This window comes from Amycolatopsis sp. NBC_00348 (assembly GCF_036114655.1).
Lineage (GTDB): Bacteria > Actinomycetota > Actinomycetes > Mycobacteriales > Pseudonocardiaceae > Amycolatopsis.
This window is the reverse complement of record NZ_CP107994.1, coordinates 435,207-449,862: the sequence shown is the minus strand read 5'-3', so window position 1 is coordinate 449,862 and position 14,656 is coordinate 435,207. Positions and strand designations below refer to the sequence as shown.

The 14,656-nt window shown below is 72.8% G+C and carries 16 protein-coding genes; 8 read left to right on the top strand and 8 right to left on the bottom strand.

Going from position 1 to position 14,656, the window contains the following annotated elements:
• Positions 1-39 precede the first annotated feature (39 nt).
• Complete coding sequence (locus OHS58_RS02085; protein ID WP_328646959.1) at positions 40-531, bottom strand: carboxymuconolactone decarboxylase family protein; 492 nt, start codon at positions 529-531, stop codon at positions 40-42.
• Between the two features lie 157 nt (positions 532-688).
• Here OHS58_RS02085 and OHS58_RS02080 point away from each other — a divergent pair, with 157 nt between their 5' ends.
• Positions 689-1,573, top strand: coding sequence for an RNA polymerase sigma-70 factor (locus tag OHS58_RS02080; RefSeq protein WP_328646958.1), 885 nt, complete (start codon positions 689-691; stop codon positions 1,571-1,573).
• Between the two features lie 75 nt (positions 1,574-1,648).
• A complete protein-coding gene (locus OHS58_RS02075) occupies positions 1,649-2,023 on the top strand; it encodes a hypothetical protein (protein WP_328646957.1) in 375 nt (124 codons plus the stop codon).
• Here OHS58_RS02075 and OHS58_RS02070 read toward each other — a convergent pair.
• Positions 1,983-2,657: a TetR/AcrR family transcriptional regulator gene (locus OHS58_RS02070; protein WP_328646956.1), complete on the bottom strand. Its 675-nt coding sequence runs from the start codon at positions 2,655-2,657 to the stop codon at positions 1,983-1,985. The genes OHS58_RS02075 and OHS58_RS02070 overlap by 41 nt on opposite strands.
• A 49-nt stretch (positions 2,658-2,706) precedes the next feature.
• Here OHS58_RS02070 and OHS58_RS02065 point away from each other — a divergent pair, with 49 nt between their 5' ends.
• Positions 2,707-3,642, top strand: coding sequence for an NADP-dependent oxidoreductase (locus OHS58_RS02065; RefSeq protein WP_328646955.1), 936 nt, complete (start codon positions 2,707-2,709; stop codon positions 3,640-3,642).
• A 108-nt stretch (positions 3,643-3,750) separates the two neighbouring features.
• On the opposite strand, the gene OHS58_RS02060 is transcribed toward OHS58_RS02065, so the two are convergent.
• Positions 3,751-4,863 (bottom strand): DNA alkylation repair protein, encoded by a 1,113-nt coding sequence (locus OHS58_RS02060; protein ID WP_328646954.1) that lies wholly within the window; start codon positions 4,861-4,863, stop codon positions 3,751-3,753.
• A gap of 114 nt (positions 4,864-4,977) precedes the next feature.
• On the opposite strand from OHS58_RS02060, the gene OHS58_RS02055 reads away from it, so the two are divergent.
• The gene (locus OHS58_RS02055; RefSeq protein WP_326943142.1) at positions 4,978-5,742 is read left to right on the top strand and encodes a DUF1206 domain-containing protein; all 765 of its coding nucleotides are present in this window, start codon (positions 4,978-4,980) and stop codon (positions 5,740-5,742) included.
• Between the two features lie 27 nt (positions 5,743-5,769).
• On the opposite strand, the gene OHS58_RS02050 is transcribed toward OHS58_RS02055, so the two are convergent.
• Positions 5,770-6,222: a hypothetical protein gene (locus tag OHS58_RS02050; RefSeq protein WP_326943143.1), complete on the bottom strand. Its 453-nt coding sequence runs from the start codon at positions 6,220-6,222 to the stop codon at positions 5,770-5,772.
• Between the two features lie 180 nt (positions 6,223-6,402).
• Here OHS58_RS02050 and OHS58_RS02045 point away from each other — a divergent pair, with 180 nt between their 5' ends.
• Complete coding sequence (locus OHS58_RS02045) at positions 6,403-7,566, top strand: sensor histidine kinase (protein ID WP_326943144.1); 1,164 nt, start codon at positions 6,403-6,405, stop codon at positions 7,564-7,566.
• A gap of 13 nt (positions 7,567-7,579) precedes the next feature.
• Positions 7,580-8,230, top strand: coding sequence for a response regulator (locus OHS58_RS02040; RefSeq protein WP_256475199.1), 651 nt, complete (start codon positions 7,580-7,582; stop codon positions 8,228-8,230).
• Here OHS58_RS02040 and OHS58_RS02035 read toward each other — a convergent pair.
• Positions 8,111-8,716, bottom strand: a complete 606-nt coding sequence (locus OHS58_RS02035; RefSeq protein ID WP_328646953.1) for an RDD family protein — start codon at positions 8,714-8,716, stop codon at positions 8,111-8,113. The genes OHS58_RS02040 and OHS58_RS02035 overlap by 120 nt on opposite strands.
• Positions 8,717-8,771: 55 nt before the next feature.
• Positions 8,772-9,653, bottom strand: coding sequence for a LysR family transcriptional regulator (locus OHS58_RS02030; protein ID WP_328646952.1), 882 nt, complete (start codon positions 9,651-9,653; stop codon positions 8,772-8,774).
• Positions 9,654-9,726: 73 nt separating this feature from the next.
• Here OHS58_RS02030 and dapA point away from each other — a divergent pair, with 73 nt between their 5' ends.
• Positions 9,727-10,611, top strand: coding sequence for a 4-hydroxy-tetrahydrodipicolinate synthase (gene dapA, locus OHS58_RS02025; protein ID WP_328646951.1), 885 nt, complete (start codon positions 9,727-9,729; stop codon positions 10,609-10,611).
• Positions 10,612-10,614: 3 nt separating this feature from the next.
• On the opposite strand, the gene OHS58_RS02020 is transcribed toward dapA, so the two are convergent.
• Positions 10,615-12,147 carry an FG-GAP-like repeat-containing protein gene (locus OHS58_RS02020; RefSeq protein ID WP_328646950.1) on the bottom strand — a complete coding sequence of 511 codons (1,533 nt, stop codon included), beginning with the start codon at positions 12,145-12,147 and terminating at the stop codon, positions 10,615-10,617.
• A 98-nt stretch (positions 12,148-12,245) separates the two neighbouring features.
• Between OHS58_RS02020 and OHS58_RS02015 the strand changes: the two genes are divergently transcribed.
• Positions 12,246-13,049, top strand: a complete 804-nt coding sequence (locus OHS58_RS02015; protein ID WP_328646949.1) for a glycoside hydrolase family protein — start codon at positions 12,246-12,248, stop codon at positions 13,047-13,049.
• Between the two features lie 9 nt (positions 13,050-13,058).
• Here the strand turns inward: OHS58_RS02015 and OHS58_RS02010 are convergent, their stop codons facing one another.
• A complete protein-coding gene (locus tag OHS58_RS02010) occupies positions 13,059-14,513 on the bottom strand; it encodes a glycoside hydrolase family 76 protein (RefSeq protein ID WP_328646948.1) in 1,455 nt (484 codons plus the stop codon).
• Between the last annotated feature and the right edge of the window lie 143 nt (positions 14,514-14,656).

Below are 14,656 nucleotides of genomic sequence, written 5' to 3'. Positions count from 1 at the left end.
CGGTGTCCACAGTGGACTTGTCGGGCACCGCCGCGGCCCTCAGTCCTTCGGGACGAAGTCGGCGAACATGCCGGCCTCGTAGGAGCCCGCCGGGGTGCGGGCGATCACGTTCATCCGGTTGGCCGCGTTGATCAGGCCGACCAGGCAGACGAGCGCGCCGAGCTGGTCGTCGTCGAAGTGCTTGCGCGCCCGGGCCCACGTCTCGTCGGACACGCCCTCGTGGGCGTCGGCGAGCCGGGTGCCCTCCTCGGTCAGCGCCAGCGCGGCGCGCTCGGCGTCGGTGAACACGGTGGCCTCGCGCCACGCCGCGACCAGGTTGAGCCGGACCGGGGTCTCGCCGTCGGCCGTGGCGTCCTTGGTGTGCATGTCGGTGCAGAAGCCGCAGCCGTTGATCTGGCTGGCGCGGATCTTGACCAGCTCCTGGACGACCTTCGGCAGCGGCGACCGGTCGATGAGCAGGCTGACGCCGGCGAACCGCTTGCCGAACTTGGCCGCGAACTCGTTGTCCAGCATGTCGAATCGGGCTTCCATGGTGTGTGTCCTCATCTCGTGATCGTGCGTTGACGACCACCAGATGCCGGTGCCCCCGGCCGTTGTGACAGTGACCCACGCCACAGCGGCGCCCTGTCACAGAACGGCGTCGCCCGGTATCTGATGGGGGACGCAGCCGACCGCGAAGGGGGACCACATGACCGGGAACGATCCCACCGAGGTGTTCCTCGCCCACCGCAACCTGCTGTTCACGGTGGCCTACGAGATGCTCGGCTCGGCCGCCGACGCGGAGGACGTCCTGCAGGAGACCTGGCTCAAGTGGGTCGGCGTCGACCTGGCGACCGTGCAGGCGCAGCGCGCGTACCTGGTCCGGATCACCACGCGCCAGGCGCTGCAGCGGCTGCGCACGCTCGGCCGCCGCAAGGAGTCCTACGTCGGCTCGTGGCTGCCCGAGCCGCTGCTGACCGCGCCCGACGTCGCCGAGGACGTCGAATTGGCCGACAGCGTCTCGATGGCGATGCTGCTGGTGCTGGAGACGCTGGCACCGACCGAACGGGCGGTGTTCGTGCTGCGTGACGTCTTCGACCTGCCCTACGACGAGATCGCGGACGCCGTCGGCAAGTCCGCGGCCGCCGTGCGCCAGATCGCGCACCGGGCCCGCTCGCACGTCACGGCGCGGCGGCCGCGCGGCGACGTCTCGCGCGCCGCCGCCCGCACCGCGCTCGAGGCGTTCCAGCGGGCGATCGAGACGGGTGACCTGCAGGGCCTGCTCGACGTCCTCGCCCCGGACGTCGTGCTGGTGGGCGACGGCGGCGGGGTCAAGCAGGCGGTGCTGCGGCCGGTGGTCGGCGCCGACCGCGTCGGCCGGGTGCTGGCCGGCGGGCTGGGCCGGGTCGAGGGCCGGGCGACGCTGCGCCCGGCGCAGGTCAACGGCCACCCGGCGCTGGTCATGTCGCTCGACGGCGAGCTCGACACCGTGCTGGCGCTGCGGATCGACGGCGGCCTCGTCACCGGCGTCTACGCCGTGCGCAACCCCGAGAAGCTGTCGCGGATGGCGGCGGAGACCACGCTCCGCCGCTGACCCCGGTCACCCATTCGTGGCGGACGGGGTCCCGAGACACTGGAGGTTCCTCGCCTCGTTCGAAGGGATCCCTCGATGGCCCAGACCGCGTCCGACCGGCAGCGCGTGCACGAGTTCCTCACCGGGCGCGGCTGGCGCGCCGACGAGCGCACCGCCGACGACCCGGGCTGGGAGTTCCCCGGCAGCTTCGGCGGCGTGCGGTGCAACGACGTCGCCGACGCCACGCCGGTCCCGCTGCAGGCCTACTTCAGCTACGACGACGGCGGCGCGGAGGTGTTCTGCGTCCTGCCCGCGGGCAACCTCCACGGGAGCGGCTGCGCCGACCACGACACGGCCGAGCGGGTCGTCTCCGTCGACGGCGTCGGCCCGTTGCTCGACGACCTCGAACCGCGCGCCGCGACGCTCGACCTCAGGGCGCTGATCGAGTGCCGCTACTTCGGGCCCTGCTGAGGTCTGTCAGCTCGACCCGGGACAGCGGCAGCCGGACGGCGGGCGGCAACGGCGTCAGGACGGGGTCCGCCCGGAACGACTGGATCATCAGGGCCGCGAACCGCCGGGACGCCGCCACCCGCAGCTCGGGCGTCTCGGCGCGGATGCCCTCGTTCGCCATCAGCGCGAGGCTGACGTCCTCCAGCACGAAGTCGTCGCGCAGGTCGCCGGCTTCCTTCGCCCGCCGGACCAGCCGGAGCAGCAGGCGCAGGGTCCGGTCGCGGTCGGCGGCGAAGTGCGTGATGCCGGGCAGCTGCGAGGTGAACGCGCGGGCGAAGCCGCGGTCGAGGGCGTGGACCTCCATGAGCCGTTCGATGACCAGGCAGAACCCGCGCCAGGGGTCGGCCGCCGCGAGGCCGTCTTCGACGACCGCCCGGCACGAGGCCAGCTGCTCGGCGAAGGCCTCGGCGAGCAGGGCTTCCTTGGTGCGGAAGTGCCGGTAGACGGTCGCGACGCCGACCCCGGCGCGCCGGGCGATCTCGCGGATCGGCACGTCCAGGCCCTCGGCGGCGAAGGCCGCGCGGGCGATCACCAGGATGCGCCCGCGGTTGTCGCGGGCGTCGGAGCGCAGGGGCGCTCTCACTTCGGCCGTCACCGCTCTCACTTTAGCCAACCGGACGGGGTGCTCCGTTACGTTCGCCCGTATGAGAGCTGTCCGGTTTTCCGCGTACGGCCCACCGAGCGTGGTGGAGGTCGCCGAGGTTCCGCCGCCACACGCCGGCGCGGGCGAGATCCGCATCGCCGTCCGGACGTCCGCGATCTCGCCGGGCGAGATCAGGTTGCGCTCGGGCGAGCTGCGGGACGTCGTGCCGGTGCGGTTCCCGTTCCGCACCGGGTTCGACGCCGCGGGGGTGGTCGACGAGATCGGCGCCGGCGTCTCTGGGGTCTCTGGGCTCTCGCTCGGTGATCCGGTGTTCGGCATGGCGCCGGCGGCCACGCGCGGGGCGAACGCCGACTTCGCGGTCTTGGCGGCGTGGGCCCCGAAGCCGCCGGCGTGGAGCTGGGCGGAGGCGGGCGGCGCGGCGGGAGCGGTCGAGACGGCCACCCGCGTCCTGGACCGGCTCGCGGTCCGCGCCGGCCAGACGGTGCTGATCCACGGCGCGGCGGGCGGCACGGGCTCGGTGGCCGTCCAGTTCGCGACCGCCCGCGGCGCGCGGGTCATCGGCACGGCGAGTGCGGCAAACCACGACTTCCTGCGCGCACTGGGCGCCGAGCCGACGACGTACGGCCCGGGACTGGTCGACCGGGTCTGGGCCCTGGCACCGTCCGGAGTGGACGCGGTGTTCGACTGCGCGGGCGGCGCGTTGCCGGACCTCGTGGCTCTTGCGGGCGCCCCTTCGGTGGTGACGATCGCCGATTTCGGCGCGGCGGCTCACGGGGTGCACATGTCGCACGGCGCCCCGAACACGCCGGGCGCGGATCCCTTGGCGCTGCACGGGCTTCCGGTCGCGGTCACGCTCGCTTCGGAGGGGCGGTTGCGGATCCCGGTGGCCGCGACGTTCCCGCTCGCCGAGGTCGCGGCCGCGCACGAACTCAGCGAAAGCCGCCATGCACGGGGGAAGATCGTGCTGCAGCACTGATCGCTGGGCGCTCCGGCCGCCGCGCCCGCTTGGTAGGCGGCGATTCCTGGGCGCGGCAAGGTCTTCCGCTCACGGGCACCCTCGCCACCCGTCCCGAGCGGACCGGCACTACTCGGCCAGGAGGTTGAAGTCTGCTCGGCCGCTTCTCACTCCGTTGATCTGTAGTTCCAGTGCGTGCGGGCCTGGGTGGTAGCGGCGGGTCGTGATCAGCCTGAACGAGTGCTCGCGGGTCAGCTCGTACGTCTCCCCCGGGGGCACCACCTGGGTGGTCAGCTTGAACGTCTTGGTCGTGGAGCCGCCGTTTGCCTTGCGGTGGTGGACCACGTAGTCGATCGCCAGGCGGGCCGGTTCCGGGGCCAGGTTGCGGATCGAGGCCGTGAACGCCAGGGCGTCGCCGATCAGGACCGTGTCCGAGACCAGCAGCGGGCCCGTCACGTCGACCCGCGCCGGGGTGAAGCCCAGCAGGGCCAGGGCACCCGGGTGGCCTTGTTTGACCAGCGTGCGCAGGGCGTGGCGGACCAGGCGGGTGGTGGCCGGCGGGTCGGCGCCCGGGGCGGCGAGCCACGCCGACGCCGTCTCGACCACCAGGTCCGGTTCGCGGCGGCTCAGGTCGTTGAGGTGGTTGGCCACCGAGCGGCGGACGTACTCGCTCTCGTCCTGGTAGAGGGCGTCCAGGATCGGCAGCGTCGACTTCGGCGACGCGAGGATGGCCGGTACGCGCACGGCCCACGGCAGCATCGGGCGGGTTCCTTCGGACGCGAGCCGGCGCACGTCGTGGTTGTCCGACGCTGTCCAGCCGGAAATCTTCGCCAGGGCGCGGTCCAGGTCGTGGTTGAGCAGCACGCGCAGCGCGAACTCGGCCGTCAGCCGTGGGGTCAGCTCCGCCAGCAGCGCGAGGGCGTCGTCGAAGGCCTTCGGGCCACCGTCGGAGACCGCCTTGACCGCGATTGCGCTGGTGACCGGCCAGATCAGCCAGCCGGTGAACGTGGGGGCCTCTGCCGCCGCCGTCCGCATCACCGCCGCCAGGGACGCGTAGTCGCCCGGCAGGTCTTCCAGCAGGGCGTCCCGCAGCAGGTCGCTGCGTTCGCGCAGGGACAGCGGCCCGAGTGCGGCCTCCGCCGCGCGCAACCTCGTCAGCCGCGCCTTCGGGGCGGCGACGTGCAGCGACGCGACCAGCGCGCGCACCGCGGGGGTGCCGATCAGTTCATCGGCGAAGGGCATGGGGTCCTCCGGTCTCGGTGATCGGCCGTCCTCGACCGATCACCGAGACCGTACGCAAGGGGACCGACAAAAACGGTCCTGGCCAATCCGGCCTCGGGGGACAAGGATCGGCGGATGCCCGATTTCAAAGGTTTCACCCTGATCGCCCGGATCGGGCTCACGTGCTACGCGATCGTGCACCTCGTCGTGGCCTGGCTGGCCGCCCAGGTGGCGCTGGGCGACAACGAGAAGGCCGACAAGGCCGGCGCCCTCCAGCTCGTCGCGGACGGCGCCGGTGTCTGGCTGTTGTGGCTGGTCACCGTGGGCACGACGGTGCTCGCGCTCTGGCAGGTGACCGAGGTCCTCACCGGCCACCGGCACGCCCCGCCCCGCCGCCGGCTGCTGCGCCGGGTGACCAGCGGGATCGAGGTCGTGCTGTACGGCCTCGTCGCCTACAGCGCCGGCAAGACCGCCCTCGGCGCGCCGAGCCAGGGCAAGTCCCTGGTCGCCGGCCTGCTCGCCCAGCCGTGGGGCGCGGTCGTGGTGATCGCGGCCGGGATCGCGGTGATCGGCGTCGCGGCCTTCCTCGTCCACCGGGGCGTCCGCAAGACGTTCCTGCGCGAACTGGAGTTCGGCAAGGCGCCCCGGACGGTCCGGCGCTCGACCGAACGCCTGGGTCAGATCGGCTGGTGCGCCGTCGCGGTGGCCTACGCCGCGGTGGGCGTGATGTTCGTGCTGGCCGCGGTGAACTACGACCCGGCCAAGGCGGCCGGCCTGGACCCCGCGTTGAAGACGCTGGCCGTGCAGCCCTACGGGCAACCACTGCTGCTCGTCCTCGCCGCGGGGATCGCCGCCTTCGGGGTGTTCGCGCTCTTCGACGCGCGGTTCCGCAAGATCTGACGCCCGGATCCGACGCTCAGATCTGGCTCAGAAGCCGGGGTGCTGCTGCTTGTTCACCACCCGCAGCACGAGCCACTGGTCGAACCAGGCCCCGGCGGTGGTCAGCACCAGCATGGTCAGCCCGAGGATCAGGTGCGTGTAGCTGTGCAACGGCGCCACGCGGTCGGTCAGCGCGGCCAGCCCCAGCTGGAGCAGCAGCCGCGCCGCGAACAGCACGGCGACCAGGCCGAGCGCCTGCTTGCTGCGCCACACCGCCCGCAAGTACTGCCGGCGCCGGGAAAGCATCGTGAACCACAGGACGACGTGCACCGCGACCAGCACCAGCGGCAGCAGCGACACCCACGAATAGCGGTCCGCGAACTGCTGGGTCAGGTCGTTGCTGGCCACCAGCAGGCCGACCAGCAGGAAGTACCAGCCCGGTAAGCCGACTACCTTCCCGTTCACGGGCCGCGGGCCGGGTACGAACGCGGTTTCCTGCATCGGATTCCCTCCGTCTCGCCTCGTCTTCCGTCCCGAGTCTGGCGAACTTCACCGCGGCCGCGATCAACCGGCGGTACGAGATTCGCCGGGCGTCTCGTACCTGAGGATGAGATGTCGCCGTGGCGGAGCGCGCCGACATCGGGTGAGGCACGATCGGGAGATGACTCCCGGAACGAGCACGTGATCCTCCTGCCGGGCCGGCGCGGGCTGCTCGTGGCCGAGTCGGTCGTCCTCGGCGCGCTGGTGGCGCTCGACATGACCCTCGCCGTCCGGCCCGGACCGGTGCAGGGGCAGCTCGCCACGATCACCCTGGAGTTCGCGCCCGGGCTCGGCCCGGTCGTCGCGCTCCTGGCCGTGCTGCGCCGGCGGTTCCCCGACCACACGGCCGCGCTGGCCGCCGCCGTGTCCGGGCTTTCCCTGCTGGGCACGGCGATCGCCGCCGTCATCGCGGCGACGGCGGGCCGGCAGCTCCCGCCGCAGCCCAGCGCGGCCGAGGCCCTCGCCATCGCGCTGATGGTCGGGGCCTGCTGCCACCGGCTCGCCCCGCGGGCGGCGGCCGCGCTGGCGATCCTCGGCGGCGCGGCCACCACGCTCGCCCCGATCCTGCGCTACGGCGCCGAAACCCCGGCCGCGCTCTTCGCCGCCGGGGCCGCGCTGCTCTGGGGCGGCGCGCTGGCCGTCGGGCTGATCCTGCGCGACGCCGAGGTCCGCAGCCGCGCCGACGTCCTCGAAATCCGCACCACCGAACGACTTCGGCTGGCGCGCGAGCTGCACGACCTCGTCGCCCACCAGATCACCGGCATCGTCGTGCGCGTCCAGGCGGCGCACCGCGTCGCCGAACGCAGTGGCGGCGACACCGAGACGTTCGCCGAGCTGGAAACCGCCGGTGCGGCGGCGCTTTCCGCGATGCGCCGGCTCGTCGGCGCGCTGCGGACCGACGGCGAGGACCTCTTCGTCCCGCCCGCCGACCTCGCCACCGCCGTCGACCGCGCGGTGCCCGACGACACCCGCATCCACCTCGACGTCAGCGACGACCTCGCGGTCCTCCCGGTCACGCCCGAGGTCGTGACGACCACGCACCGGCTGCTCACCGAGTCGCTCACCAACGTCCGCCGGCACGCGCCCGACGCCGTCGAGGTCCGGGTGCTCGTGCGCCACGAACCCCGCGGCGAGCTGCGCGTCGAGGTCGTCAACGACGGCGCCGCGCGGCCCGCCCGCCGCGGCGGTTACGGCCTGCTCGGGATGGCCGAGCGGGTGGCGGCGGTGGGCGGTACGGTGCAGGCCGGACCGGCCGCCGGACAGCGCTGGCGGGTGGCGGCGCGGCTGCCGCTCGACCCCGGCTGAGGAGGAGAACCCGTTGCCCACGCGAGTGTTGATCGCCGACGACCAGGCGATGGTCCGCGCGGGATTCCGGCTGATCCTCGAAGGCGAACCGGACATCGAGGTCGTCGGGGAGGCCGCCGACGGCGAGCAAGCCGTGCGCGCGGCCCGGGAACTGCGCCCGGACGTGACGCTGATGGACATCCGGATGCCCGGGGTGGACGGGCTGCGCGCGACGGAGCTGCTGGCCGGCCCGGACGTGCCCGACCCGCTGCACGTCGTGATGGTCACGACGTTCGGCCTCGACGAGAACGTCCACGCGGCGTTGCGCGCCGGCGCCTGCGGCTTCCTGCTCAAGGACGCCGGGCCGAACCTGCTCATCGAGGCGGTGCACGCGGCCGCCCACGGCGAAGCGCTCGTGTCGCCGGCGATCACGACCCGGCTGCTGGCGCACTACGCGCGGCGCGACCCGCGGCAGGCCGTCGCGCCCGAAAGCCCGCTGACACCCCGCGAACTCGACGTCGTGCGCGCGGTCGCCCGCGGCGCGACGAACGACGAGATCTGCCGCTCACTCGTGGTTTCGCTGCCCACCGTCAAGACGCACATCGGCGCGGCCAAGCGCAAGCTCGGGGCCCGCAACCGCACCGAGATAGCCATCTGGGCCTGGGAAAGCGGCCTCGTCCACTGAGTCAACAGAGTCCGCTGGGCTGCGTTTGGGCACCCGGACGACGACCGTGCGCGCCACGACGTCGCCGAACCGCTGACGCCGGCGGGTGCACAGCATCACGACGACCCCGGCGAGACCCCAGGCGAAACCGTCGATGAGCATCAGCACCTGGCGCACCAGGAACAGCCGCAACGGCGGGTGCGAGCCGTCGAGCATGACGACGCGCAGCCGCAGCCAGCGCATCGCCGGCGTCTGGCCGCCGTGCCGGTAGGGCCACCACGTCATGACGAACCACAGGCCGACGAGGTCCAGGGCCAGCATGGTGTAGACGACGACCTTGAGGAACGGCAGGAGTGACACCAGGCCGCTCGGGTGGAACAGCACGATCACCAGCACGGCGAGCAGCAGCATCGGCACGAAGACGAGCATCTCGTCCAGGAAGAACTGCACGAGCCTGCGCCCGATGATGCCGGGCCCGGGGCGACCTTCGGGCGGGGAACCGGTCATCACCCTATGATGTCGGCCCCGGCGGCCGGGCGCACGCCGGGTCGCGGTCCTTGTCTCATGTGGACAGTTCGGCGAGCACCGCCCGGATCGCCGGGCTGGCGTCGGCGCTGCGCCGCCACGCCGCGTGGACCTCGCGTTTCGGGGGCCGGCGCAGCGCCCGCGCGACGAGGTTCTCCCCCAGCGGCGGGCGGGCCAGCCGCGGAATCAACGCGAGGACGTCGCCCGCGGCGACCAGGGCCAGCTGCGTGGCGAAATCGTCGACGAGGTGCCGCACGTCGGGATCACCGGGCACGAGCCGCCGGAACCACTGGTGGCAGACCGTGCCGGGCGGGCTGGTCACCCACGCGTGCCCGGCGAGGTCGGCGTCGTCGAGCGGCCTTTCGAGGGTCGCGAGCGGGTGCGTGCCGCTCAGGACGACGTCGCCGACGTCGGTGTGCAGGTGGCGCCGGGTCAGGGACGGCGGCAGCGGGGCGGGCAGGCCGTCGGCGTCGTGGACGAGGGCGAGGTCGGCGGTCCCGGCGTCGACGCTGTGGAGGGCTTCGCCGGGGTCCTGTTCGGTGATCCTGACGCTCAAGTGCGGGTTTCTCTCGGACAGCCGCCGCAAGGCCGGCGCGAGCAGGCCGCGGATGCCGGTCGAGAAGGCCACCACGCGCAGGATCCCGCGCGGCGCGCCGGCCGAGACCGACTGGGCGGCCTCGGCGCAGCGTTCCAGGGCCTGGAACACGGCGGGCGCCGAGTCGACGAGCGCCTGCCCGGCCGGGGTGAGCACGACCCCGCGGCCGGCCGGCGCGAGCACGGGCACGCCGAGCTGCCGTTCGAGCCGCTTGAGCTGCTGCGACACGGCCGAGGCCGTGAACCCCAGCTCGTCGGCCGCGCGCGCGAGGGTCCCGAGTGCCGCCACCGACCGCAACGCCCGCAGGGCTCCGACGTCAACCATGAAGCCACGCTACGCAATATCGGCAAGAAAGCATCGCTGGACCGGGGCAGTCGGGCCGCGGCAGGCTCAGACCATGACGCTCTTCGGCACCAACCTCGTCGCCATGGTGACCCCGATGCACCCGGACGGCACGCTCAGTGACGCCGGCCTCGCCGGCCTGGTCGACCACCTGCTGGCCACCGGCTGCGACGGCCTGGTCGTCGGCGGGACCACCGGCGAGTCGCCCACCCTGACCGACGCCGAGCCGGCCCGGCTCGTCCGCGACGTCGCCGCGCGCGCGGCCGGTCGCGCCCGGGTGATCGCCGGGATCGGCACGTACGACACGGCCACGAGCGTCCGCCGCGCCCGCGAAGCCGAGGCGGCCGGGGCGGACGGGCTGCTGCTGGTCTGCCCGTACTACTCGCGGCCGACGCAGGCCGGGATCGTCGCCCACTGCACCGAGGTCGCCGACGCGACGTCGCTGCCGGTGATGCTCTACGACGTCCCCGCGCGCACCGGCGTCGCGCTGGAGCTGCCGACGCTGCTCGCACTGACCGAGCACCCCCGCATCCGCGCGGTGAAGGACGCGAAGGGCGACCTGTTCGAGGCGATGACGGTGATGACGCGGACGTCGCTGGCGTACTACTGCGGCATCGACGAGCTGAACCTGCCGTACCTCGCTTCCGGTGCGGCGGGGGTGGTGAGCGTGGTGGGCAACGCGTTCGCCGACCGCAACGCGTCGCTGATCGACGCGGTCCGCCGCGGCGACCTGGAGACGGCGCGGGCGATCCAGGGAGCGCTGCTTCCGTTGACGGAGGCCATCATGCGGACATCCCAGGGCGCGATCATGGCGAAGGCCGCGTTGGCGGCGCTGGGAGTCATCCCGAGCGCGGCCGTGCGCTCACCGTTGCTGCAGTCCCCGCCGGCCCACCTCCAGCGGCTCACGGACGCCTTGGCGAGCATGGCCGTGGCGGCCTGAGCGTCAGCCGATGGGGACTCCGGCGGCCACCTTTCCGAGGTTCGTCCAGCCTCCGTGGCCGTCGCCGCCTTGCCAGGCGTAGATCGTTGCCGCGTTGGTGGGCGGGTCGGCCAGGACGTAGTCCGCGTTGCCGCCGCCCGTGAAGTCGGCGAAGGCGACCTGGCTTGCCGTCGTGGTGAGGCCGGTGGCGATCTGGCCGTACGGGAGCCAGCCGCCGTGGCCGTCGCCTCCTCGGTTCAGGTACAGCGTCACCGCGCCCGAAGTGGCCAGTGCCGCGTAGTCCGCCGCGCCGTCGCCGTCGAAGTCGGCGAAGCGGACCAGCGCCGGGTCCGTGGTTGTGCCGGTGGCCACCTGGCCCTGGCTCAGCCAGCCGCCACGGCCGTCGCCGCCTCGGTTCAGGAACGCTGTCACCGCACCGTTCGCGGCGATCGTCAAGTAGTCCGCGCGGCCGTCGCCGTCCAGGTCGGCGAACCGGACCTGGGCCGGGTCCGTGGTCGTGCCCGTCGCCACCTGGCCGAGGCCCAACCAGCCGCCTCGGCCGTCGCCGCCTCGGTTCAGGAACGCTGTCACCGCACCGTTCGCGGCGATCGTCAGGTAGTCCGCGCGGCCGTCGCCGTCGAAGTCCGCGAACCTCGCCCGCGTCGGGTCCGTGGTCGTGCCCGTCGCCACCTGGCCCAGGACGGACCAGCCGCCACGGCCGTCGCCGCCGCGGTTCAGGATGGCTGACACCGCGCCGTTCGACGCCACCGTCAGGTAGTCCGCCCGGCCGTCGCCGTCGAAGTCGGCCCAGCGGACCTTGCCCGAGCCGCCGGCTTCGGTGGCCGCGCCGAGTGCGGGGTGCGTGGCGATCCAGCCGTCCGTGAACGCCTGGTCCAGCGGCCCGTACAGGCTCTGCGCCATCCGCTGGTAACCCGCGTCGTCCGGGTGCAGGTTGTCCGCCATCTCCGCCGACGTCAACGCCGGCGGGTCGACGTAGCGGAACCGGTGCCCCGCCTGCTGTTCACTCCCCTGCATCGCCTTCACACCGCTGTTGAACGACGCCGTCGCGCTCTCCAGCCCCGGCGTGGTCGGGATCAGGCCCAGAAACAGCACCGCCACCCCGGGCCGGTCCGCGAAGATCCGGTCGGCCAGCGTCCGCAACCGCTGCGGCGCACCGGCGACGTCGATGCCGCGGGCCAGGTCGTTGATCCCGACGTGCAGCAGCACCACGTCCGGCCGGTCGAACGCGAGCCAGCCGTCGACCCCCGCCGTCAGCTGGTCGATCGTGTAACCGCTGTGACCCTCGTTGGCCGGGCCGGGCAGGCTGCCCGACGCCTGCGTCCCGACGAACCGCGCCGAATACCGCGACTGCCCGGCCAGCAACCGGGCCAGCGGCGCGCGGTAGGACGACGTGGTGGCACTGCCCACGCCCCAGGTGATCGAGTCGCCGAGCGGCATGACCCGCACGGCGGGACCGAGCGCGGCGGCGGACGCCGCGGGCACCAGGAAGACGCCGGACACGAGCAGGGCGATGACGACGAAGAGACGGCGCAGCAAGGGAAACCTCCGTGAGAAACGCAGCGGGCGGCACCCAGCCGGTCTGGGTACGATCCCGATGACCCGGTCGTTCGTGCACTCATGATCCGGAGGCACCCGTGAACTTCAGGAAGATCCTCGTCACCGCGGCGGTCGTCGTCGCCGCGCTCGGCGGCCTGGCCGCGCCGGCCACCGCCGCCAACGCCAAGAAAGGCGTCAGCGCCGCTTCCTTCTCCGGCGTGACCACGGCGTTGAGCGACGTCGGCGCGAAGTGGTTCTACACCTGGGCCTCCGACAAGCAGGGCATCACCGCGCCCGCCGGGACCGAGTTCGTCCCGATGATCTGGGGCAGTGGTTCCGTCACCGCGGCGCAGCTCGCGCAGGCGAAAGCGAACGGCAGCACGCTGCTCGCGTTCAACGAGCCGGACCTGGCCGGGCAGGCGGCCATGTCCGTCGACACCGCGCTGAACCTGTGGCCGCAGCTGCAGAACACCGGGCTGCGGCTGAGCGCCCCCGCCGTGGCGTACGGCGGGGACGTCGCCGGCGGCTGGCTCGACCGGTTCATGAGCGGCGCGGCGGCGCGCGGCTACCGCGTCGACTTCATCCCGCTGCACTGGTACGGCGGCGACTTCTCGACGGCCGCCGCCGGGCAGCTGCAGTCCTACGTCCAGGCGGTCTACAACCGTTACCACCGCCCGATCTGGGTCACCGAATACGCCCTCATCGACTTCTCCGGTTCGACGCCGCGCTACCCGTCTCCGGCCCAGCAGGCCGACTTCGTCAGCCGGTCGACGGCGATGCTCAACGGCCTGTCGTTCGTCGAGCGCTACGCCTGGTTCTCGCTGTCGACGTCGACCACGCCGACCGGCCTCTACACCGGCACCTCGCCGAACGCGAGCGGTGTCGCCTACCGGGCCGCGTGAACCGTCCACTCAGGACGCCGCGTTGAGGACGTCCAGTGCGCTCTGCTGGCGGGCCGCGTCGAGCTTGTCCAGTGGGCCGTACCAGCGCAGGCCGTACTGGTCGAGGGGGTTGCGGTCGGCCGAGTACGCCCGATCCGCTTGGCGGCGCAGGTAAGCCGTGTACGGGTGGTCGCCCAGCGCCGCGTTGAGGGCGGCCAGGCCGCGGGCGTCGGCGCCCTTGAAGGACGGGCCGTCGCCGCCGCAGTCGCCGTTCTCGCACGGGTCGCGCAGGATGCCGTCGCTCGTGTTGAGCGACGTCGACGTGACGTTGGCGTCGCCCAGCCGGCGGGCGGTCGTGAGCAGCCCCGCGTCGCCCGTCGCCCGGTTCAGCTCGGTCAGCGCGTTGATGAGCACGCCCTGGTTGTACGACCAGACCGTGCTGCCGTTGTTGCGGCAGGAACCGAGGTCGACGCCGTCGTTGACCAGGGACGAGCCGTTCACCATGCCGGTGCCCTGGAACCACGTCCAGCCGCTCTTCGCCCGGTTCAGGTACGTGCTGTCGCCGGAGATCCGGTTGTGCAGGGCCGCGCTGAGCTGGATGTAGAGGGAGTTGGCGATCGCGTTCTTGTACGTCTTCGCCGTGCTCCACCAGACTCCGCCGCCGCACGTGCCGTCCCAGTACGCGGCCATGTGGTCGGCGTCGGCGCGGGCGGTGTTCAGGTAGCGGCTGTCGCCGGTGACGTCGTAGGCCAGTACCCAGGCGAGGCCCCACCAGCCGGTGTCGTCGATGTACTCGTTGCGGAACTGCCCCTGCGCGGCGTTGATGTTCTTGTCGTAGGTGCGCGCGATGGCGTAGCGGTAGCTGGGCATCCCGGTGACCTGGACGTTGCGGATCACCGCGGTGAGCGCGTTCGCCGAGTTCCACCAGCCGGTGGTGTCGAACAACCCGGTGGAGTTGTTGTAGAACATCATCTCCGCGGTGGCCGCGGCCGTCCGGCGCTCGCCGGCGTTCCAGGTGGTCCGGGCCCACGTCGTGCAGGCGATGTCCGCGCGGTCCACGGCCTTCCCGCACGCCCGCAGCGCGCCGACGCCGGTGTTGTTCCAGTCGTCCACGTTGTACATCAGGGTGCGCCAGCCGCGGTTGTTCGCGGGGACGGCGGTGGCCCCGAGCCTGCTGCCCGACGCCCACGACCGGCCGCCGTCGAAGGAGCGGTCGAGCCACACCTCGTCGCCCGGGCTGCCGTTCTCGATCGACGCCCAGCCCATCGCGTCGGAGTCGTCGAAGTGCAGGGCGATCGTCCGCGAGAACAGCGTCGAGGTCACCGGCCGGCGGTCGGCGGGCGAGCTCGCCGGATCGGCGGCGTCGCAGAGCTTGTTGCAGATGGTGGCGAGCGCGCTCGACGGCGTCGCGGACGGGGGTGGCGTCGCCGCCGGGGCCACGAGCGCGGCGGCGGTGAGGGCAGCGGAAATCCAGATACCGGGCATGACGAACTCCTCGCTGAACACGGGATCCGCGTGAAGATCACTGAGAGCAGGGAGAACCCGCCCGGGCCCGGCGGTGAACCGGTTTCAGGTTGAGCCCCGACCCGGGCGACTGTCAACAGGTTGTCCCGTTTTTGGTCCAGACA